We start from the raw sequence: 22,754 nt of genomic DNA on the forward strand, positions 1-22,754 counted from the left end.
TGTTTGAAAGTCAGGTCAAAAAAATAGTTCACCCTTTACCCAAAGTTCATCATATTTTGTCTTGAATCGCTTTGCATATGATTCATCATATATTCTTGTCATACCGAGGTTTCTACTCATATTGAACTGGTCTTCAATATCGAGCAGTGTTATCTTGGAATCAATGATTGAAAAATTGTATTCGGTTTCTAAAATTCTTACTTCCAACAGATCCTTAAAATAACGTTTAAATGACAGATCTTCTATTGCATCAATAAGCTCTTTTAATGACGGTAGTAGTTGTGATCTCGGATCCAAAATTTTAACTTTTATGCCACGCTGTACTAAACCCAAATAAGCTTTGCTAAAGGTAGATACTGAGGCATCATATAGCTCCGATCTTTCAGGCTTGTATTTAATATGAATTACAACACATATTTCATGCTCGATTTTCTCAAAAGATGAAGTCACCATTTCATTTAGTTCATTATTATGAAAGCTGTCAGGCCAGAAGACAGTTTCAACATTTTGTGGTGAATTGTCGTTGCAAAGTTCCCTTTCGATTTCATCAAATGTTTCTTTGAGCACTTTGAGCTCATTGAGTGTTTCTTCCTCTTTTCTTTTATACATGAATTTAAATGCGTTTTTGGGATCAACTGCACGGTATCTCTGAGGTCGAGACGGTTGGATTTCAACAAGCTCATAATTTTTGAGGGCTTTGAGAACCTCGTAGATCTTTCCTATAGGGACTTTCGATGCATGTGATAATTTACTTGCTTCCATAGAATCTTGTTTTAGAAGTGTTAGGTAAACTGAACTCTCATACTTGTTCAATCCAATTTTTGCAAGTAATTTTTCATTCATCTTTTCACTACTTTTCAGTTTATTGTAGAGTAAAAAGGTTATCTTTCTGAATGATATTAAGACTACTGTTCTAGCATATGAAAGGTTCTAGCATATGAAAGTGAAGTTGTTAAGTTAAAGGCTAGGCTGACTGAATACATTCGTTCAAATAAAAGAACGATATGTGACAAAGGTTACATTGAACCTATGGAAGAACAAGTAACAAACTCCATGAAATAATATGAGATAGATTAACTAAAAGTGGTCAAGATGATGTTTACAAAAAGTAACAAATATGATTTTGATTTTGTTAAAGAAAACATGATGGGACCAAACTCAATAAAGATTTTTGAAGAAGTGTCCGAGTCTCTGAAGCTTGAGAAAGACATGAGAATACTTGACCTTGGCTGTGGGAGAGGGCTGACCTCAATCTTCCTGGCAAAAGAATATGATGTTATAGTTTTTGCCACTGATCTCTGGATAAGTGCAACAGATAACTATGAGAGAATTAAGTCAATGGGATTGGAAGATAAAATAATACCAATACACGCAGAAGCCCATGATTTGCCGTTTGCAAATGAATTTTTTGATGCTGCTATCTGTATAGATGCCTATAATTATTTCGGAGCTGAAAAGATTATCTGAAAAATCATTTTGCTCCGCTTGTAAAAAAAGGAGGACAAATTGCAGTTGCAGTTCCTGGATTGAAAAAGGATTTTACAAACGGAGTTCCGGAAGAACTACAGCCTTACTGGTTTGATGATATGAATCTTTACTCCTGTGACTGGTGGCATAATTTATGGAAAACTTCCGATCTGGTAAATATTCAGGAGTGTAAAGAGTTAAATTGTTTTGAAGAAGCATGGAAAGACTGGCTTATGTGTGACAATGACTTTGCTCGTAGAGATATAGGAATGATGGAAGCTGAAGGTGGAAACTACTTTAATCTGGTTTCAATCATAGCTACAAAGTTATGATTCAAAATCTGTTGAGGAGCTTTCGACATGACCTAAAAATCTTGTATATAGTTACAAGATATGAGGAAGAAATTACAGCGGAGACTTTGCTAAATGAATTTTACAATAACTTATCTGATAAAGATAAGCTCTTGTATTCTGAAATGGCAGACTTCGCTATTGAGCTCGGTTATAAGTCAAAGCAAGAAAGCATTTCCAAGATATGAGATCAAAGAAGATCATATCTTGAAGTTATAATGTTAGCAGTAATAATCAGATTAAGAGTCCATCCCAAAACTAATTTTATCCTCAAATTAGTAAAATTTCAAAATTATTTTCGTGATCAGAAAATCTATTACTTATTGTAGATCTGGGGTTCAGAAAAATCATTTTGAGTTTTGGGATCAGCTCTAAATTAAATTTTGGATAGGCTCACCAAATTATTATTTTTTTCGTAACTATTCAGCCTATCAAAACATGTCTGAGGATAGTGATTCTACTATAACTAAATAATCCGAAAAATAACTTATGAACAATGAAAAATGTAGTCAATCGCCAATAATCAAAGAAAATCAATTGACAGAAATTTGTCTATTGAATTTTAGTAAAGATGGCTATTGATATTGTTTTTTCGGAGCTGAATAGTTACCTTTTTTCTGTCATTTTATGCATTTTTAAATATTTTGTCCAAGAAATACTGATGAATCCGCAAATCCTCGGTTAATTCCGGATGGAAAGCAAGAGCCAGTACATTTCCCTGCTCTGCAGCAATAATCAGGTCATCAAGCCTGGAAAGCACACGAACCTCAGGCCCGCAGCTTACGATTCCGGGAGCCCTTATAAACACGCCGGTAAAAGGAGATTCAAGGATCTCGACATCAAGTTCGGCTTCAAAAGAATCCCTCTGCCTTCCGAATGCGTTTCTGTTGACCTTTGTATCCATAATTCCGAGCAATTCCTGGCTGGTTTTCTCAACCTGCTCGTCGCCTTCCTTTGAAAGCACAATCAAACCTGCACAGGTTCCAAGAATTGGAACTCCTCTTGCAGCTGCATCCTTAATTTCTTCTGCAATCCCCTCGCGGGCAAGCAACCTGCAAAGTGTGGTACTCTCCCCACCAGGAATCACAATTCCGCCGCACTCCGGGATAACACTCTTATGCTTTACTGCAACTACCTCTGCATCTATTCCTCTTTCCTTGAGGGCTTTCCTCAAAGCATCAATATGCTCAGAAACCGCTCCTTGAATAGCGATTACACCTATCTTCATGAAAAACACCATTTTACAGAATTAATTAAAATTAATTTATTATTTGTTAATCCGAAAATAAAAAATTGAATTGATTTATTCTTACAGGCCCGTAAGAAATAATCCATTTTTAAAAATTAAATTTTTAGCTCGCCTGAACGAAGTTAAATGCCAATTCTTCTAAAATTCCCGCTCAAGCGAGTTAAAAAGTAATCTAATTGTTCATAAATTATTCCGCTTGAGGGAGCGTAGCGACCGAAAAGGAGGCGTGCTGTTGCGATTACATCGCAACTTCCAGAAAACCTATGATTTTCTGTGCTCCCGAAGCGCAATTTGAGGTTACCAACCGCGCTCCTGAAGGGCTTCCTTTTCAGGGATCGTGTCTGCGCTGATGCCTTTCATGCCTGCACCCACGCCTTTTGAGATTTCTGCAAGCTTTGCAGGGTTGTCAAAGTTGTTTACGGCTTCAACAACGGCTTTTGCCATTTTCTCAGGGTTTTCGGCTTTGAAAATACCTGAACCTACAAAGACCCCGTCTGCACCAAGGCGCATCATGAGAGCGGCATCCGCAGGGGTTGCAACTCCGCCGGCTGCAAAGTTTACCACAGGCAGGCGCTGCATTTTTGAAGTTTCGACTACAAGTTCAATCGGAGCTTCAATTTCCCTTGAAACCATAATCAGCTCTTCTTTAGTCTTCCCGGCAAGGGCACGGATTTCGCCTTGAATCTGCTTCATGTGCTTAACTGCCTGGCTGACATCTCCGGTTCCAGCCTCTCCTTTAGTTCGGATCATGGCTGCCCCTTCGTTAATTCTCCTAAGAGCTTCTCCAAGGTTTCTGGCTCCACAGACAAAAGGCACGGTGAACTGCGTTTTGTCTATGTGGAAGTAGGGGTCGGCAGGAGTCAGGACTTCGGATTCGTCCACCATGTCAACACCCAGAGCTTCTAAAATTTCAGCTTCAACAAAGTGCCCGATCCTGGCTTTTGCCATTACAGGAATTGTAACCGTATCAATAATCTGCTGGACAATCTCAGGGTCAGCCATCCGGGCAACCCCACCCGCTTTCCTTATATCTGCAGGAACAGCCTGGAGGGCCATAACAGCAACTGCTCCGGCTTCTTCTGCGATCCTGGCCTGTTCCGGGTTTGTAACATCCATGATTACACCCCCTTTCTGCATTCTTGCAAAGCCCCTTTTGATAAGTTCGGTCCCGTGTCTTAATTTTTCAAAGTCCATGAATGTCATCCTCTCTGTCTTGATGTGATTATAAGATTCTATGCCGTGGGTAACCCTTTACATGATGAAATAACTCTTGGGTCTTTTCCACTGATTGCAACCGATAGGTTGCGGTTTTCAGTTAGTTATTTCTTCAGTGAATTGTGAATACGCTCAATAGTCAAAAGCATTATTTAAGTTATTCCTTATGAATAAATACAAAGTAAATCATATATAATAACTTAATATTTTTTCCGTTAACAATCAACATTTCTTATATTTGTAATGTTTATTTTACTTATTTAGACAATGTATTACAGAGCTTTAATGCGATTTATTATTCTTTCACTATATGCTTGCCTGAGGTTAATTAGCACTATTTCTGTTTTCATATAATATATATGATCTCCTTCAGGTTCTTAGATATATAGTTTTCCGGGGATATAAGGAAGAAGAACTTGAAAAACACTCAAATAAGTCCCTGCACAAACCCATCTGATTTCGTTTAATTCTAAAGGTTTCAGCCAGGTCTTGACAGGAACACTACATGAGAATATAGTTATAAAATATATCAAGTCCATTAAATAAGGACTATTTTTTCAGGGTATAGCTTCTGTGTTTACACTTTTAAAAGGGCTGGTAAATCCAACCCTTATAGATTTTTAAGAAATTTGTCGGGTTTTTTAAATTGAATTTCTACCCATTTAGTTCTTTTTTAATAAATTACCATTCATCTAGTTCTTTTTTAATAAATTATTACTCATCTAGTTCTTTTTTAATAAATTACCATTCATCTAGTTTTTTTAATAAATTATTACTCATCTAGTTCTTTTTTAATAAATTATTACTCATCTAGTTCTTTTTTAATGAACTTTTACTCCATTCCGTGCCCTGGCTGCTTGAGAGCTCCTTTTCGGTTGCTTAAGAGTTCCTTTTCAGTTCTATACAGGTTGAGCTTTGTGCAGACAACTACGGACACCCAGATTGTAGATGCGGGTATGAAAGCTTTCAAGAACTCGATGAATTTGAGACTGAAATAGGCTACGGTTTCGATATTATCGAACCCTAAATCAAGAATAAAGCTGGAGATTCCGAATAGCAGAAGCGCAATAAATATCCTCAAAACTCTCTGCTCGACACTTCCCGCATCATCAGGGAGTCCTCTGCGTATAATCAAAACGTATGCCGCATTCGTGCCAAGGAAAAAACCCGCTGCTTCTGCACTTATCATAGATGAAGTTATAAGAACAAGAGGGATAACAAACAGGACGAAGTACAAAATAAGGTTCTTGCTCTTGAGTGCAAGTTCGAAATTATCTTTCTTGAAAAAATCATCTTTCAGGGGGCTTTTGAGAAAGAGGACAAAAGCAGTAAGGAAAAATAAACCTATAATAGCTCCTCCCAGAATATCCCCCAGAAAATGCCTTCCCAGGTACATTCTCGATAAGGCTACAAGCAATACCATAAAAGGAGCCATCATTTTGATTTTCCGGCTGTTGAAAATCGTGGAACTTCCTCCCCAGAGTGCGGTCGTAATTGCAACATGCCCTGAAGGGAAACCAAAAGGCGAAGGGGAAAGTGCTTCTTGAAGGCGGAAGGTTTCAAGAACTTTTTTATCGGGAAGTTCGAACACATCATCAGGTCCACTTCCGTTGAAAGGGGATGTACTTTTCACTCCATATTCAAGGTTAAGTACTCTGTTGTCTACATAATCCGGCCTCGGAAAGGCAATTATTGTCTTAATGATTTCGGTAATCAGCCCTGTCCAGATTAAGAGCTGGAACAGAAGAAAACCTTTCCGGAAATTAACCCCGAAAGTTACGATAACTACTATGGCAACCAAAAAAGCCGATGATCCCATTGAAGTTATCAGAATCATGAGGGATGTAAGCCAATCGTTTCCAAGGGATTGCAGATAGAGTATAGGTTCAGTCTGGAACAAAGCTCTGACTCCTGATTAAATGTTTGCCTGCAGATATACTCAGTTTTATCCAAAAAGTCCCTGGTTAAACTGGATATCTAGAATAAGTAAAAAATTTAAATCTATTTCGTATTATTGAGTTTATAACAATGTATTCTGGAGAACTATTTTAAATTTGTATTGTTTTGTACCTGTGCATAGCGGGGATTCTCTTAAGGGTCGGACAATATTTTGGCTCTTCGTTATTTTGTGTGGGTCTCTCATAGCATCCCCATAAAAATCAATGTGGTCTTGAATTGAAAATTACCTTAGACATAGAGAATGGTGAAGAGCCATTATTTTTAAGTTTACTGAGTAAAATTACTCTTGTTAAATTACTGTTTTATCTTTATGGACTTGGGAGTTCTAGCTTAAAGTTACTTATAGAGAACATCTTCTCAGGGCACCTTTCTTCGCATCTTCTGCAGGCAGTGCCAAGACATCTTGCAGTATTGATCCTGAAACTTTCGCATTCTCTAGAAAGGGCCTCTTCCGGGCATCCTTTCACACAGGTGTCACAACCACTGCACTTGATGGTAGCGGTAAAATCCAGTTTAGATTCCATGATCTCCAGGCACTTTCCAAGTTCGTGAATATCTCTTTCGTACTTTCTTTCAATAATGCATTCCGGAAGTTCATTTGGGATAGGCTGGATACCGGATCTTTCAAGATTTGCGTTATACTTCTCAAGTGGCATACCTTCATTCCATAGGGCTATTTCCTGGACATAGATGGCTGCAAAAGTGGGGGACGAGGCAAACATTATATGATTAGCAAGGATAGATTTTTTCATTTCATTTAGGTATGAAAGATAGTCGGGATTAAGGGCAAGGTCTTTTGCGAGTTCCAGGGAAGTATTTCCGCACTGTATAATCCGCTTAGGGGTTGCAGGCACAATGCCTGTAAAGCGGGCTTTTATAGGGTCTACATACGTTCCGCTTGCTCCGCACATGTACATTGTTTCCAGATCTTCGTATGCTATTCCTGCCTCGTGCATCAGGGTCAGGTGACCTGCTCTCAGGGCTCCGAAGGCTTTTCCAGCTTCTACTACATCTTCCTCTGTAAACGTAATTCCTTTTCCCAGCCTAATTATATCGCCTTCAATATGAGGAGGCTTTATTATACCAGTTATAAGCCCTGCATACATAAGAGAAATCACTCCCGTGCCTGTAATTCCCTTAGCAGGGTATCCGGTGGATTTGAAAGTCCTGCTGCGCAGGTTGATTCTTGGTCCTTCTACCAGCCTGAGTTTTTCGTCAAGGACAAGCGCTTGCCAGCCTCCGGAAAGCCTTAAATCGGCAATAGCTCCAGGTGTCGCCAGCATTCCTTTGCTAATCTGCTGTCCTTCTATGGCAGGGCCTGCAGCAGCCGATCCTGTGTATATTCTGTTACCTACCTTCAGGGCCATTTCAGCGTTTGTCCCGTAATCCGTAACCATACATGTTTTGGAAGTATCCAGAAATCCGGTTTTTATCATCATGGCAAGGGCATCGGCTCCGATTTCATGTCTTATCGAAGGTGGGATGATCACATCAACATCTGCATAGAGTCCAATTTTATTTCCTGAGGTGACGTGCCCATCCCTTTTCGGCGGCTTTACATGTATTTTTTCGAGGGCGTTTTTTCCTGCAAATGCAAGATCCCGGATCTCTATTCCTTCGAATATAGACAACTGAATTGGATTTCCACAAACAGCTATACGTTTGAGATTTGTTGGTTTAAGGTCATTTATCAGAGAGGTTACGGCTGAGACAAGAATTTCGTGGGCTATCTCCTGCCCATAGCTAATCGCAAAGTCCAGATGGTCAACAACGTTTGCACCCGGAAGCGGGTTTCTGGACAAAATTGCAGTCCTGAGGACAGAAGAGTCCGTAAGGTTCAAGAGTTGGGCTCTAATTCCACTGGTACCTATATCGATATTTATTGCCTGATCCATTTTGATCCCTGGATTTCGTCAAGGTTTTGCTCATTCTTTCTAAGTTTTATTCATCGCATGTTCCTGTTTTTACAGATTTTATCTTTTCTTTCTGATTTTTATTATCTATTTCTGGTTTTTATTGTCTATTTCTAATCTTTATTATCTTATTCTGATCTTTATTGTCTCTGTCTGATCTTTATTCATTTTACAGAAATTGTTTTCCATATTTTAAAATTCACTAAATGAAAGAGAGATAAATCTCGAACACAAAAAATAAAAAAACAGGAAGAAAAGTAGAATCAATAAAGTTCGTTGCGGGCTTCTTCCCAGCTCTTTCCTTCACATATCTCCTTTGCGATTTTTACCGCATCAAGTGGTGTTCTTCCATATACCGAGTTCCCAAAGGTATCAACGAAACGCCTGTCCACAGCAGCCCCTCCGCAGGCCAGAGGGACCCCCTCGGGTTCCAGAGCATTTGCGAGGGCTTTGAGGCCTCCTTTGGTTGTGCTCATAAGGGTTGTTCCGGTGACAAGATTAGCTTTTGTTGACTTTACGGCTTCGACAGCTGCTTCCACAGTTACATCTCTTCCAAGGTCGATTACTTCGAAGCCATTTGCTCTGAGAATAGCGGCTACAATATTCTTTCCTATATCATGCAGGTCTCCTACAATAACAAGGGATACCACTTTTCCCTGAGATGGGACTTCTCCTTTCTTTTTCTGGCAGAGTTCAACTCCTTTCATAAGAGCTTCGTTTGCCAGCAAGATTTCCGGCACATAGCTCTCCCCAATATCGTAAAGCTCACACACGGTCTGGATTCCGGGCATAAGGGCGTTCAAAACCAAATCTGTAGGATCTTTTCCTTTTTCAAGTAAGGCAGATATGAGTTTTACTGTTTCTGCATTATTTCCTTCTATCACAGCTTCTGCTACGGATGCGTATTCGGGATCTTTCGGTCTGTTCTGATTCTTTATCTGGTCGACAGTAGTTACTTCTTTATTTCCGTCTTCAAGATCTACCCCAAGGCCGATCATGATCCCTTCGTCAATGAGTCTTTTAAATTTTGCAGGCTCTTTTTCTTTCATCTCTAAAATATTCTGAACTGCAAGGTCAATGTGCCTGATCATTTCTGCATCCCTCCCAGGACATTTTCCTTCATGTTTCTTCCAATACCGACTCCGATCTGCCTGATGATGTCTTCCACATCATCATATTTCGGAATCGGAGTCTCCTTGCAGGCCCTGACATAGGCCCTGAGGTTTTCAAGGGAAGTACCGAATGAAACGTCGCATGCAGTCCCAACAATATCAGCTCCCTGCAGGATGCATTCTCGAGTTCTATTATATACCTGTTCAGGGGTGCCGTTTGGCATAAGGTCTATAACGTCCAGGCTTCCAAGAATGGACATCTCGTTGCCCATCACCTGACGGCAGTACCAGACTGGCACGGCATCAAAGGAGAAACAATCGATACCACTCTGCTTTATGTAAGGCAGAAGTTTGCTGGTATCTCCGCAGATGTGCAGGATCAAAGGGCAGCTGATTTCCTTTGCCATCCTTTTGTGGGCAGGAAGTACGAATTCTTTGTAAGTTTCCCCAGAAATCAGGTCTCCTGAGGCTGATGGATCTGCCGGAAAAAGTATATGTGCCCCGTAAGCGGTCTGTAACTTTCCGTAAGCTATCACGAAATCAGTTGCTGCCTCAATAAAAGCATGGGCTTTTTCGGGATCGGTCTTTGTCCATCTTACCAGGTTTTCAACCCCTGCTATGTGGCCAGCTACTGTAAAAGGAGATGTCAGGACTGGTATGACAGGAAGCATACCATCGTACCGCTTCCTCAGTTCCTCGATTGCTCCGAGCACTACCGGGATTCTTCCGGCTTCTTCCAGATTGTCAGGCCAGGTTATGTCGGCGGGATCGGTATAAGCAGGACCTGTTACGGGAGGTCGGTCCGGTTTGTTCCAATCAAGCTTGCATCCCAAAACCTCCGCTTCAAGAGAAATATCAAACTGGGGACGTGCAGCCTCTATGCCGCAAATTTCATAGGGAGCGGCTGCAAGGTCTGCCATCATCTTGCTGTCAAAGTGGGCTTTTGGCCAGGAAGCATTGCATATCTGCATCAGTTCTGTTGTAGTCTGAGCGAGGGGATTAGCGGGGGGTACGTAATCAACCCTGCCTCCAAGCACGGCTGCCAGAGCTCTTCGGGTTGGAGTCATTTCACTTACCATGATATATGTCTCCTTTTTAATCTGCACTTAAAATATTTTATATATTATATATTAATAAGTTATACTTTGCGTTTAGATCACAAAAGAGCTCGTTTTTGAAAGGAACCCATAAGGGAAAAAGGAGTGATCTGCTGTCAGGTAAAAACTTGAAATGTCCTGTTTTTAAGATTCTCTTTACAAGTTCTCTTTCAGGTTCCGAAAATATATACAATAAATGTCTATTTTTTGTAAAAATTCATAGTTTTTACACTGACATTTATTAATATGTACGTTTGAGTATTTAATTGAAGGTAGTTAGCATAATATAGAAAAAGGCATATAATACATAAATTTAGTTTATATACATTTATTCCAATATCTAATACTATATATTAAACATGCAGAATTTTACTCACATAAATTATAGAGTTGCGTAATTCTGTCAGTAATCAAACCATATCAGAAATATCTGCTGAAAACATGTCTAAAATAACCAGAATATTTCTATTTTTCTTTTAAGAAAATATTGATGGCCCATCTTTATCCGATTGATGTTTTAAAACGCCTGAATGTCAGAAGTGTTCCTTTAAGGTCCATTTTGAGTTCAGAACTTCTCGACTTTCTTAAGTACTCCATTTATTCTTGTTTTGACTACCTGTACATAATTCAAATCATCAAAAGGAAAGTTTTCACTTTTCAACATTACTTATTTGTTATCTTAAAGCATTTATTTACCGATTTAAATATAAAAAATAAGATTGGAACTAAAAATAAAAAAGAAGAAAAATAAAAAAGAGAGCTAAAAGTAAAAAAAAGAAAAATAAAAAAGAGAGCTAAAAGTAAAGTAGAATCAGTAAAGTTCGTTGCGGGCTTCTTTCCAGCTCTTTCCTGCACAGATCTTCTTTGCTATTTTTACCGCATCAAGTGGGGTTTTTCCATATACTGAGTTGCTAAAGGTCTCGACGAAATTCTTATCGATTGCGGCACCGCCGCAGGCTACGGGAACATCCTCAGAGTAAAGGATTTCTGCAAGGTCTTTAATGCCCCCTTTGGTTGTACTCATAAGGGTTGTTCCGGTAACAAGGTCAGCATTTGTTGCCTTTACGGCTTTAACGGCTTCTTCCACTGTTATATCACTTCCCATATCAACTACTTCGAAACCATTTGCCCTGAGAATAGCGACTACAATGTTCTTGCCTATGTCATGCACATCTCCTTCAATAACAAGGGATACTACCTTCCCCTGGGAGGGAACTTCTCCTATCCTTTCCTGGCAGAGTTCCACCCCTCCGATAAGGGCTTCATTTGCCAGCAGGATTTCAGGCACATAGCTTTCCCCTATGTCGTAAAGCTCACACACGGTCTGGATTCCGGGCATAAGGGCGTTCAAAACCAGGTCTGTCGGATCTTTTCCTTTTTCAAGTAGGGCAGATGTGAGTTTTACTGTTTCTTCACTATTTCCTTCTATCACAGATTCTGCTACGGATGCGTATTCGGGATCTTTTGGCCTGTTCTGTTTCTTTATCTTATTGGCAGGGGCCATTTCTTCGTTCCGATCTGCAAGGTCTACCCCAAGGCCGATCATGATCCCTTCGTCAATGAGTCTTTTAAATTTTGCAGGCTCTTTTTCTTTCATCTCGAATATCTTCTGAGCTGCAACGTCGATATGCCTGATCATTCCTGCATCCCTCCCAGGACATTTTCCTTCATGTTTCTTCCAATACCGACTCCGATCTGCCTGATGATGTCTTCCACATCATCACATTTCGGAATTGCTGTCTCTTTGCAGGCCCTGACATAGGCCCTGAGATTTTCGAGTGATGTTCCAAATGAGAGTCCGCACGAAGTCCCAACAATATCAGCTCCCTGCAGGATGCATTCCCTTGTTCTGTTATAAACCTGTTCGGGAGTTCCGTTTGGCATAAGATCTATAACATCCAGGCTTCCGAGGATGGACATTTCATTGCCCGCTACCTGACGGCAATACCAGACCGGAACGGCGTCGAAGGAGAAGCAGTCAATTCCACTCTGCTTTATGTAGGGCAGAAGTTTACTGGTATCTCCGCAGATGTGCAGGATCTGGGGACAGCTTATCTCCTTTGCTATTCTTTTGTGAGCAGGGAGTACGAATTCTCGGTATGTTTCCGCAGAAATCAGATCCCCGGAAGCCGAAGGATCGGCGAGGAAGACAATGTGTGCTCCGTAAATAGTCTGCAGCTTCCCGTAAGCTATCACGAAATCTGTTGCTGCCTCAATGAAGGCATGTGCTTTTTCCGGATCGGTCTTTGTCCACTTTGCTATGTTTTCGACGCCTGCTATATGACTTGCTATCGTAAAAGGAGATGTCAATAGTGGGATAACAGGAAGCATACCGTCGTACCGCTTCCTCAGTTCCTCGATTGCTCCGAGCACTACCGGGATTCTTCCGGCTTCTTCCAGATTGTCAGGCCAGGTTATGTCGGCGGGATCGGTATAAGCAGGACCTGTTACGGGAGGTCGGTCCGGTTTGTTCCAATCAAGCTTGCATCCCAAAACCTCCGCTTCAAGAGAAATATCAAACTGGGGACGTGCAGCCTCTATGCCGCAAATTTCATAGGGAGCGGCTGCAAGGTCTGCCATCATCTTGCTGTCAAAGTGGGCTTTTGGCCAGGAAGCATTGCATATCTGCATCAGTTCTGTTGTAGTCTGAGCGAGGGGATTAGCGGGGGGTACGTAATCAACCCTGCCTCCAAGCACGGCTGCCATAACTCTTCGGGTTGGAGTCATTTCACTTACCATGATATATGTCTCCTTTTATTTATTAATATGAATATTTGGATATTTAACTAAATGCAGTTAGCATAATAAGGAAAAATATATATATCTCTAAAAAATACGGAAAAATTTATATATGTTTAAATTTCATTGCACGAATGTGTTCAACAACCACTTTATTTTTCCCAAGACCCTCAAATTTCACACCAGAGAGTTCACACCAGAGAGTTCACACCAGAGAGTAAAAGGCTTGCTTCTGCTTAAACAGAGTATAAAACGATCCTATAAGCGCGCATTCAAAAAAAGTTAAGTTTAAAATAATATCAAAAGTCTATATTACAGGTATATGGAAAATTCACATCAAAACTGTATTGTGAACATACACAGGTAATTCCCAGATTTTTCCGTTAAGAAAAAACGAATCCTCATATTTTTCTACTCTTTATACATTTTTTCTTGTTTTCTAATTATTATATTTTGTTTTTTCTTGTTTTCTAATTATTATGTTTTGTTTTTTATGTGTTTAATTTTATATTTTTATTTATTATCATCTTCAAAAGTAAGTAAAACTTTGCACACCCGAACACGGTTTTTTAAAAAGAAGAAATATATCTCTAATTCTCTATATTATTAAATATAAAAATCAAACAGAAAAATATTCCGTCAGGATACAGGATCATGGTAAATGTGATTTCCCATTTTGGAGTAGGTCTTCTCATTGCTCTGGCTTTAGGCCTGAAAGGGAATAAACTGAAAGTCGTAGCTTTATTATCCGTGCTTCCTGACCTGGATTTTATCCTGTACTCGATATTTATCTATGCAAATAGTAGCCTGAGCCCTGCGGTAAGAAACCAGCTTTTTTATCTGGTCGGGCACAGAGAGTTCATGCATTCTATCCTTTTCATTGTTCTGGTTACGTTTATCCTCTGGTTTAAGACAAAGAATTGGCTTTTTACGGTTGGAGGATTCCAATCTCTTTTCTTTCACTCTTACCTGGATTATGTCACAAGCTGGAAAATGCGTCCCCTGTACCCGTTCAGTACGGATGCTTCCATTATGAGTGCGGTTTATTTCTTCGACCCTCTGTTAAACCTGCTACCTCTCCTGCCCCTCTTTATTGTAATTTTAGTAAATCTGAGCCACACAGGAAAAATAAATGGAAGATTTAAGAGATTTTGCACTTTCATATCAAATGTTGATGATAAGCTCTATGCCTCGCTTATTCTTTTGTTACTTGTCTGGCTTACCGTCATGCCGGTCTCAAAAGCTTTTCTTATCAACCATATTTCCTGGGCAGAAAACACCGAAATAAGCTACCAGAATACCTATCCTGAATCCATGAGTCAGTTCCTGACTGCGTATTCATATAATTCAACTCATTATAGAGTCCTGGAAATAAGTTATCGTTCAGGGATTGAGAAAAGTATGTACGTTGAAAAATTATCCGTAGACGGAAATGTCCCTGACGCTGCTGCTTATGTTAAAAGAGCAGAAAACTTATACGGAGCAGGTGTTCCTCAGGAAATCGATTATCCGGTCTACTCGGTTTCCAAAACAAATGATTCTGTAACGGTTATTCTCAGTGATGCCAGAAATCCGTATATCAGAGATATAGCTTATTTTAAGTCGTTTTACAGGTTTGTTTTTGACAGGAAAAACGCAAAGAAATACGAAGTATATGCAAGTATGCATGGCAGCCAGGAGGAGAGATTAGGCATGAACTGGTTTGGATGAGCCTTTAAATGATGAACCAGAACGTTTATGCATTGGAAATCCTCTGAAAAACCACACTTAGTCTCTTTCGTTACGGTAGCCAATAAAAGATTCTTTTTTTCATAATTTATCAGTTGCTTTATATAATATAAGTTAAATATTATGGGGCGCTATAGTGCCAAGAAATTTGTTCTCCTGAGTTTTTTGAATGAGCCTATCCCAAAAGCTCATTTACTCTAATTATTACTGCTACCATTACAACTCCTAAATATGATGTCTCTTTAATTTCATATCTCGGAAATACTTTCTTGCATGATTCTATCCAACTAAAGAACCTTTCTACTATGCTTTTCTTTTTGTATTCTTCCTGATCTACCTTTATTGATCTTCCTCTCTTTTTTTTCTTCCGATTTCTTTTATTTACTGGTATGTTGGACTTTATTCCTCTTCTCCTGTTATATTTTCTAATTTTAGCTGTATCATACATTGCATCATCTGTTACTTTGGAAGGTCTGTTAACAGGCCTTCCTATAGGTCTTTTTATATTGAAATTTTTAAAGTGTAGGTATATAAAGTGTAGAATCATTTTTATTTGCAGAAACAATGATAAAAGTTAATGAAAAAATAAATTATATCCGGGTGACTCAAATTTGCATTTTAGACTAAAATGCACTTGTGCATTAAAAAATAAGTTTTAAATCACACTTATCATTTCGTTGTATCCCTTTTTCTTCCCTTTTCAATCACTGTTATTAAATTGCTCCTTCAAAACTTGCTATTCCTTAAGAGATCTCATTTTCATACTTTACTTTGCCCGTAAAAACAACTTTTACCTGATCTCCAGCTTTAAGGATGCCTTCAATCTTTTCACGGTTAAACCTGAACATCCTTTCAGAAATCTGAAAGTACTTGAAAATACTTTCATGCTGATTAGATAGTGACAATAATTTATTAAAAATAATATATATGATATAGGTTCTTAACTCTACAAAATAGGATGGGTGGGCCCTTTGTCATATTTGATTAATGACCCACCACTATTACTTTAGCCTTGATCTTTTTTATTGTTTTTCAACTTAGGGTTTATTTGTTTTCAGAATATATGCCAGGCCTTGTATTTGTTGTCACTTTTATATAATTTGTTTTTGTTATCGTATTGCCACCTGCAGCATTGCTTACTGTAAGAGTAACCTTATATGATCCTCCCTGCAAATACTGATGTTCTGGATTCTGTTCCCTTGAAATTGTTCCGTCTCCAAAACTCCATTTCCATTTAGCCGGGATTCCTGTGCTTGTGTCAGTAAAAGTAACCTTTAATGGTGCTTTGCCTGATGTGACGTTACTGGTGAAGCTTGCAACAGGTTTTGTTATCACTTTTATATAATTTGTTTTTGTTACCGTGTTACTGCCTGCAGCATTCTTTACTTTTAAGCTAACATTATATACCCCTGCATTTGAATACTTATGAGTCGGATTCTGGTGGAATGACTTTGATCCGTCTCCAAAGTCCCATTTCCATGCAGCAGGTGTTCCTGTGCTTGTGTCAGTAAATTTAACCTTTAATGGTGCTTTTCCTGATGTAGCACTGCTGGTGAAGTTTGCAACCGGTTTTGTTATCACATTTATATATTCTGTTTTTGTTACCGTGTTACGACCTATATCATTCTTCACTGTTAAGTTAACAGTATATATTCCTGCCTTTGAATACTTATGACTCGGATTCTGATGGAATGACTTTGATCCGTCTCCAAAGTTCCAGAACCAGGAAGTTGGGGAGCCTGTGCTTGTATCAGTAAATTTAACCTTTAATGGTGCTTTTCCTGATGTAGCACTGCTGGTGAAGTTTGCAACAGGTACAGTATCTGTTACGTTATCATCTGTTACATGTAGATGTATAGTGCAAGAATCACTACCATTTGTACCAATTGCATTAATTTTGCCAGTATAATTCCCGGAAGTTGCACTTTCAGGTATATTTATTGTAACTAGGATAGTTTCAGGTACTCCAGAAGAAACATTGACTGCTGCTGGATTTACTTTGATATTACTGGTATCAATAATATCACCGTTTTCTGATTGGAGTGAAGTCGGTGTTATTGCAACCGATGTTAAGGCTTGGGATGTACTGACAGTAATGTTCTTGGTAATCTTTTCCCCAGTCTTTCCCTCTATGGATAAGTTATCCGGCAAAAGCAAGATTGAATTTGTTCCCTGGATTATTTTAAAGGAACTGTCTTCGATCCTGTTGAACTGAGATCCATCAGATAAACTTCCTGTTGCTGTAGCATCAACCGTATAATCTCCCTTTAAAGAAGTATTATCGAAAAAGTTTGCATAAATTCCATCCTTTGCGCCACCGTCTCCATGGCTACCATCATCATACAGTGTAAGGTGGTTAATACTGGAATCTGGAAGAGTGATATTGGATTTAACATCAGCAGTTGTGATCTTAGTTTCTCCATTAGAAATACCTGAAGTTATCTTTACGCTTTCACCCTGGATATACTGATCTTTATCCGTAGAAAGGGACATGGATAATGTTGATTCAGCACGGACAGTAACAGAAACATCCTCTCCTCCTGTTGGCATATCGGTCGCCGTTAATTCCATAGTCCATTCTCCAAGTTCTGGATTTGAAACTTTGTAGATCTTATAAGTGGAGCTGGCTATGTACTCAATATCAGGATCTGACTCTGCCTCAGAAGGATCTACTATCGACCCATCAGGCTTGTGCAGTACGAGGTCTACATTACTTCCGGGCCAAAAAACACTTGCGATTGCTTTTTTCATTGTACTGTCTGTTTTGTAAGCTATAAATGTATGGTCACCCTTAACCATATTAAAAGTGAGATCTTTAATAGGTGTCAAGCCAGTAACTTCTCCAACAATGTCATTATATATATTCTGTAACTGGTTCTCTGTAGGAGAATAATAATACTTGCCCCCTGTTTTCGTAGCGATGTCGCCTAGCAATCCTTCATCAGCATTAGAACCAAGACCAACAGTGTAAACTTTTATTTTATTATCTGTAATATCGGGAATCACTTTGTTTGGATGCTCCCCACTGTTTTGCAGTCCATCCGAAAGCAAAACAATTGCCTGCGGAGTACTTGAATCCCCATAGGCTAGTAAATCGTTTAAACCATATCTCAGTCCACTTCCAATTGCAGTATTACCTGAGGCTGAAATTTTTCCTATCTTATCTTTAATGCTGCTCTTATTGTCATTAGTAAGAGTAGTAAGGTGATGATCATAACGTGCAGATGTACTGAACGATACGACTCCTGCCATGTCATCAGGCTCCATGTAGTCAACAAAAAGACTTGCTGCGTTTTTAGCATTAGAAATAGGTGTACCATACATACTACCCGAACGGTCTATAACGAGCATCACATGAGCGGCCGAATCCGTAAACACCGGATGACTCAGTGTGAGACCGTCATTATCAGGACGTCGTTGTAAATCCCAATCACCAGGCTTGGTGTATGTCCTTATGAATATACTTTTTTTGTCATGTTGTGTGTCACTTGGATAGGAGTTACGCAGTTGGCTCCTAGCATATTGTTTTTTCCAAACTTTCAAATATTTGAATTAATTTAACGTGTATTGGGGATTCCTTAAGTATTCTGTCACTGCCACTCTTCTAATTTTCATAGCACTTTCAAACCAGGATATTCCACTTTTGATTCTTTGTAATTCCAGTCTAAGAAAAGCTCTTAATGAGAACATTATATGTGCTCTTTGTGATTCTTCCTTTCTTGCCTGACATTTTTCGACACCACAGAACTGTTTTATTCCCCTATGATATTCCTCAATTTTCCATGACTTCTTTGCCAAATCTTCACGTTTTGCTTCATCCATCTCTTGCACATCTGTAACCCAGTGTTGCGTGTCTCCATTTTTTGAAACTATCCTAAACACCTTTACAAATCCATATGCTTTGAGGTGAACCACACGTCCTTTTGGAGGAATATCTACTGTTTCAAGTGGCACATTTCCCTTGTTGTCAGGATTTACCAAACGATTATTTTTCAATCTTGTAAGGAAATGCCACTCTTTCTGTCTAATGGCTTTAAGGTTTTTCACACTTGCATACCATGTATCAAATAAAACGAATTTGGGATTAAAACCACGTTCTTCGGCCTTGTCAAGCATATCACGGAAATGGTCATTCTTTGTTTTGTCGTCTACATCGATGTTATAAATTCGAAAATCGATAGGTATAACGGTTGTACCGTCAGTCCAAACTAAGGTAACCAGGCCTATTCCCTTTACAGTACGATGATGTTTTCCACTCCACATACGACGAACAAAAGCAATTTCTTCTGCGTATGGTTTATCTAATGTTGAATCATCAACAATTAGGTATCCTCCCTTAAGCTTGACATAACTTTTTACTTCCTCCCATAGTGCTTCCGTGTCTGGAGGTTGCCTTTGAAGGCAACGAGTAAAAGCATCATGAGAAGGAGCATTAGCTATGTCTGGATAACATCTAGCAGCTTCAGTACAGCTAAAAACGTTAGAAGCCGCAATGAGAAAATTAATGTAGTCAATGTCGGTACACTTAGGTGGATTTATGTCCATAACTCCGTACGTTTTTAGAGAAACACTAAGCCATAAGTATATTTATAAAGATATCAAGTTTTCGGCATTTTAACTGCGTAAGTCCTATTGGATTAGAATATGCCCAGATCTCAATTTTCTGAGCATCATCGTAAGTATAATAATATTCATAACTTTTGGCTTTATTTCCTTCAGGAAGTTTTTTGGCATGAATCAACCAAGTGGAAAGATCTTTATTAAGTTCTATCGTATCTCCGTTATAGTTTTTAACGCCGTCTCCTTTAGAGATTGTCCATTTTCTCATGCCGATATCTTCTACTGCTTTGCTTTCAACTTCACTTTCATCTTTTAATTCTTTTTTTATTACTTTCCAGTCTAATGGAGAATTTGCGGTTTCTTTGTTTGTATATTTTACATCATTCCAATTGGTTCCTGTTGCTTCTTTCCATTTCTCCTCAAATTCTCCCCCACCTTCAGACGAGAGCCTATAGGCAAACCACTGATTTTTTAACTTAGACCTGACATCTTCAATATTTTCAAAGGAACCTTTACTATACGTTTTATGTCGTATTATTGTATCATCGAGGGCTTTTTTGGAATTCAATTTATCAATTGTAGTCCATTTATCAGTTGCGGTTATTTGAAACGGTCCAAGCCCACTACTAAAGTGAAAATTATTTGGTAGATCTTTATGCCATTTATCAGCTGTATCGCTGCTATGTGCTGCATATCTACATTTTCCATCAGGATTGCCTTCTCCCCAGGCCAAGACAGCAAGCATTATCTTAAATTGGTCTTTGGATATTCCCCAGTTGTCAACATATGTTAATGAGTCAACCTCTTTATCGATATCATTAAGAAGAGCTGCAGGAATCTTCGCAGTTATTTGTGTTTTTCCAGAAACTGTGGAAGATTTATACTCATTGGTATTTACTGCTTCTTGATGCAGCGACGTAGTATCCGATGTCATCAAGTTATTCCCTTCATTCACCGACACAGAGTCAATTGTGCTGTTTAACGAATCTTCAGCACTGACAGTGCTCACCGTAAGAGCGAGCATTAGTATAGCGGCGATCACTACAACAAGTTTTTTCTTCATTTTACCACCAACTATTTACAAGCACCCCAGCAACTCAATATTGCTGAGTTTTAATTTAGGGATACCGACACACGCAGTTTGGATCGAGTCCATCAGAAATGAAATTGCTGCATTAGCGTTTTTAAGTATTAACTTTTTTATACAACTAGTGAAATATTATGTAAAGTGAAAATGAGAGAATAATAGATAAATGTTTCTTTTTATTAATAAATAATAAAATATGGGGAGAATTTTAATAAAAAACATATAAAAAGAATAGAAAAAAACTAACTTTTTAATATATAAATATAAAATTTGGAAGAATCAAAATATAAAGAAATTTGTTTTTCAGGGTGTTTTTTGGATTTAAAAGCAGTTAAAAGAAATAAAAAATCAATGGGAAAGCACTACTAAACTATCACCTACCAAAAAGAAGAAAAGAGATGAAGCCACAAAAGCAGCTTTACTCAAAACTCAATGCTCGTGAATGTATCCATGCCCGTGTTCAAAACTCGAACTCTTTATCTGCTCTCTTTTGAACCTGATATAAGTTTCATTGATAGAATCCAGGCATTTTGTGCAGACATTTACCTTTTTTATTACGACTCCTTTTGAAAAATCAGGAATCTGGATTTCCACAGGGTAAACCCTGCCCTTTTTACCGCACAGGATGCATTTGTTTCTCCTGCAGGAGATTTCGTCTTTATTGATGCTTAAATAGGTCTTCTGGGAGGAATCGAGACAGGTCTCACAGAGCCCTTTCCAGACACCCTCAGGATAGGCGAATTTGAGGCGGGAACGGAAAACCCGGACAGGAATAACGCTCGGGAGTGCACGTCCGCAAAGATCACAATCTGTCATTTCTCATATCTCCTTAGATCAGTACCTTTGCTGCTTCCATCGCCCACTGCAAGAAGGGTTCAGGCCAGAATCCCATTGCAAACACGCCGGCTGTTGCAAGCAGGAGAGCTGCTGCATATGGGAAAGGCAAGCCGATCTTTTTGCCTTCAGGAGGAAGGAAGTACATATACCTTACAAGCCGTGCGTAATAGAACAATGAAAGAGCACTGTTCAGAATTGCAATTACCGCAAGCCATGTCATGCCTGCCTGAATGGCTGAAGAGAAGAGCACTAGCTTGGCCATGAAACCGGAAGTCAGTGGGATACCTGCAAGGGCAAAGACGAAAACCGTCATGCAAAGAGCTACCAGTGGCATCCTCTTCCCAAGGCCTCTGAAGTTATCCAGGTGATCGGGAACCTGCAGGTCCCCTGTTCTTTGAGTAGTTATCATCCAGACAACTGCGCCGGCTGCAATAAAGGCCCCTCCTTTCATAAAGGCGTGGGCAAGGGTATAGAAGATTCCACCTGTAAGAGCCATTGGGGTCATTACCACAAAAGCCATTGCAATGTATCCTGCCTGAGCCAGTGAAGAGTAAGCAAGCATGCGTTTTACGCTGGTCTGAGAGACTGCAACCACATTTCCAAAGGTCATGGTTACGACTGCCAGAATTGTGAAAGCGAACTGCCAATCAGGCTGGAGTGCAGCAAGCGCCAGGATGAAAACCCTGAAAGCTGCCACAAAACCCATTTTCTTCGACCCGGCTGCAAGCAGGGAAGAGACAACTGAAGGGGAACCCTGATAGGTATCCGGAGCCCACATATGGAAAGGTACAAGAGCCATTTTAAAGCCGAAACCTGCAATGAGCAGCACGACTGCAACAAGTCCTATGGGGTTTTCTGCCAGGAGAGAGACATTTTCAGCAATCATTGGAATGCTGGTAGTGCCTGTTGCTCCATAAACAAAAGAGATCCCAAACAGCATAAGCGCTGAAGAAACCGCACCCATCATAAAGTATTTCATGGCCCCTTCGAGGGACTTTGGGTTCTGTTTCTCAAAACCTGCAAGGGCATAGGTAGCAAAGCTTGCCAGCTCAAAGGCACAGAAGAGTAGGATAAAGTCGTTTGAGGAGGCAACAACCATCATCCCAAGGGTTGCGAAAAGCACCAGGGAATAAAACTCTTCGGTATGGTCACTGTTTTCATTATACTTAATTGAAGCAATTGAAACAACCAGTGCAACTGCCAGGAATACCAGTTTGAAGAACTGGGAAAGGGCATCAATGCTGACAGTGCCATAGAACATTGTAGCTTCGGTCCCGAAACTCTGTACCGTCAGGACCAGAGCTGCAAGGACTCCAAGGGTTGCCAGGTAGCCCAGCACATTTTTGGTCCGGGAAGACATGAAAACCCCTGTAAACAGTATAATCAGGCCGGCTGCAGCGAGTGCAATTTCAGGTGCAAGAAGCATTAAATTTTTCATTTT

The 22,754-nt window shown here is 39.5% G+C and carries 18 protein-coding genes; 3 read left to right on the plus strand and 15 right to left on the minus strand.

Translation table 11 applies throughout. From position 1 onward, the window contains the following. Nucleotides 1-15: 15 nt before the first annotated feature. The gene (locus tag MSBRM_RS08180) at nucleotides 16-843 is read right to left on the minus strand and encodes a TrmB family transcriptional regulator (RefSeq protein WP_048155338.1); all 828 of its coding nucleotides are present in this window, start codon (nucleotides 841-843) and stop codon (nucleotides 16-18) included. A 249-nt stretch (nucleotides 844-1,092) separates the two neighbouring features. Between MSBRM_RS08180 and MSBRM_RS21220 the strand changes: the two genes are divergently transcribed. Further along, nucleotides 1,093-1,467 (plus strand): SAM-dependent methyltransferase, encoded by a 375-nt coding sequence (locus tag MSBRM_RS21220; RefSeq protein ID WP_230669114.1) that lies wholly within the window; start codon nucleotides 1,093-1,095, stop codon nucleotides 1,465-1,467. Between the two features lie 59 nt (nucleotides 1,468-1,526). Next, on the plus strand, nucleotides 1,527-1,799 hold the full coding sequence (locus MSBRM_RS21225) for a hypothetical protein (protein WP_230669116.1): 273 nt from the start codon (nucleotides 1,527-1,529) through the stop codon (nucleotides 1,797-1,799). Nucleotides 1,800-2,442: 643 nt separating this feature from the next. On the opposite strand, the gene pdxT is transcribed toward MSBRM_RS21225, so the two are convergent. From pdxT to MSBRM_RS08235, 8 genes are all read right to left on the minus strand, one after another. Continuing rightward, entirely contained in the window at nucleotides 2,443-3,045 is a 603-nt protein-coding gene (gene pdxT / locus MSBRM_RS08195) for a pyridoxal 5'-phosphate synthase glutaminase subunit PdxT (RefSeq protein ID WP_048155341.1), read from the minus strand. A gap of 318 nt (nucleotides 3,046-3,363) precedes the next feature. Beyond that, a complete protein-coding gene (gene pdxS, locus MSBRM_RS08200; protein ID WP_048117964.1) occupies nucleotides 3,364-4,260 on the minus strand; it encodes a pyridoxal 5'-phosphate synthase lyase subunit PdxS in 897 nt (298 codons plus the stop codon). 853 nt (nucleotides 4,261-5,113) lie between these two features. After that, entirely contained in the window at nucleotides 5,114-6,181 is a 1,068-nt protein-coding gene (locus MSBRM_RS08205; protein WP_048117961.1) for a phosphatase PAP2 family protein, read from the minus strand. A gap of 367 nt (nucleotides 6,182-6,548) precedes the next feature. Then, nucleotides 6,549-8,135 carry a methylamine methyltransferase corrinoid protein reductive activase gene (locus tag MSBRM_RS08210; protein WP_048155345.1) on the minus strand — a complete coding sequence of 529 codons (1,587 nt, stop codon included), beginning with the start codon at nucleotides 8,133-8,135 and terminating at the stop codon, nucleotides 6,549-6,551. 281 nt (nucleotides 8,136-8,416) lie between these two features. Continuing rightward, a complete protein-coding gene (locus MSBRM_RS08215; RefSeq protein WP_048117958.1) occupies nucleotides 8,417-9,244 on the minus strand; it encodes a corrinoid protein in 828 nt (275 codons plus the stop codon). Continuing rightward, nucleotides 9,241-10,344, minus strand: coding sequence for an MtaA/CmuA family methyltransferase (locus MSBRM_RS08220; RefSeq protein WP_048117953.1), 1,104 nt, complete (start codon nucleotides 10,342-10,344; stop codon nucleotides 9,241-9,243). Before MSBRM_RS08220 ends, MSBRM_RS08215 begins: the two co-directional genes overlap by 4 nt. A gap of 829 nt (nucleotides 10,345-11,173) precedes the next feature. Continuing rightward, nucleotides 11,174-12,001, minus strand: a complete 828-nt coding sequence (locus MSBRM_RS08230; RefSeq protein WP_048155349.1) for a methylthiol--CoM methyltransferase — start codon at nucleotides 11,999-12,001, stop codon at nucleotides 11,174-11,176. Beyond that, complete coding sequence (locus MSBRM_RS08235; RefSeq protein WP_048117946.1) at nucleotides 11,998-13,101, minus strand: MtaA/CmuA family methyltransferase; 1,104 nt, start codon at nucleotides 13,099-13,101, stop codon at nucleotides 11,998-12,000. Before MSBRM_RS08235 ends, MSBRM_RS08230 begins: the two co-directional genes overlap by 4 nt. 654 nt (nucleotides 13,102-13,755) lie before the next feature. On the opposite strand from MSBRM_RS08235, the gene MSBRM_RS08240 reads away from it, so the two are divergent. After that, complete coding sequence (locus MSBRM_RS08240) at nucleotides 13,756-14,811, plus strand: metal-dependent hydrolase (protein ID WP_048155351.1); 1,056 nt, start codon at nucleotides 13,756-13,758, stop codon at nucleotides 14,809-14,811. Nucleotides 14,812-15,004: 193 nt separating this feature from the next. Here MSBRM_RS08240 and MSBRM_RS08245 read toward each other — a convergent pair whose 3' ends face one another. From MSBRM_RS08245 to fpoN, 6 genes are all read right to left on the minus strand, one after another. Further along, nucleotides 15,005-15,277 carry a transposase gene (locus MSBRM_RS08245; protein ID WP_158498922.1) on the minus strand — a complete coding sequence of 91 codons (273 nt, stop codon included), beginning with the start codon at nucleotides 15,275-15,277 and terminating at the stop codon, nucleotides 15,005-15,007. Nucleotides 15,278-15,873: 596 nt separating this feature from the next. Continuing rightward, nucleotides 15,874-18,207 carry a PKD domain-containing protein gene (locus MSBRM_RS18785; RefSeq protein WP_155400463.1) on the minus strand — a complete coding sequence of 778 codons (2,334 nt, stop codon included), beginning with the start codon at nucleotides 18,205-18,207 and terminating at the stop codon, nucleotides 15,874-15,876. A gap of 174 nt (nucleotides 18,208-18,381) precedes the next feature. Beyond that, the gene (locus MSBRM_RS08255; RefSeq protein ID WP_048155834.1) at nucleotides 18,382-19,374 is read right to left on the minus strand and encodes an IS701 family transposase; all 993 of its coding nucleotides are present in this window, start codon (nucleotides 19,372-19,374) and stop codon (nucleotides 18,382-18,384) included. Between the two features lie 25 nt (nucleotides 19,375-19,399). After that, nucleotides 19,400-20,452 (minus strand): hypothetical protein, encoded by a 1,053-nt coding sequence (locus tag MSBRM_RS08260; protein ID WP_048155352.1) that lies wholly within the window; start codon nucleotides 20,450-20,452, stop codon nucleotides 19,400-19,402. Nucleotides 20,453-20,905: 453 nt separating this feature from the next. Beyond that, on the minus strand, nucleotides 20,906-21,292 hold the full coding sequence (locus MSBRM_RS08265) for a F420H2 dehydrogenase subunit FpoO (protein WP_048117940.1): 387 nt from the start codon (nucleotides 21,290-21,292) through the stop codon (nucleotides 20,906-20,908). 13 nt (nucleotides 21,293-21,305) lie between these two features. Continuing rightward, on the minus strand, nucleotides 21,306-22,751 hold the full coding sequence (gene fpoN / locus MSBRM_RS08270) for a F(420)H(2) dehydrogenase subunit N (protein WP_048155355.1): 1,446 nt from the start codon (nucleotides 22,749-22,751) through the stop codon (nucleotides 21,306-21,308). Nucleotides 22,752-22,754: the final 3 nt, after the last annotated feature.

It is taken from the genome of Methanosarcina barkeri MS (assembly GCF_000970025.1).
In the GTDB taxonomy this organism is placed as follows: Archaea; Halobacteriota; Methanosarcinia; order Methanosarcinales; family Methanosarcinaceae; genus Methanosarcina; species Methanosarcina barkeri.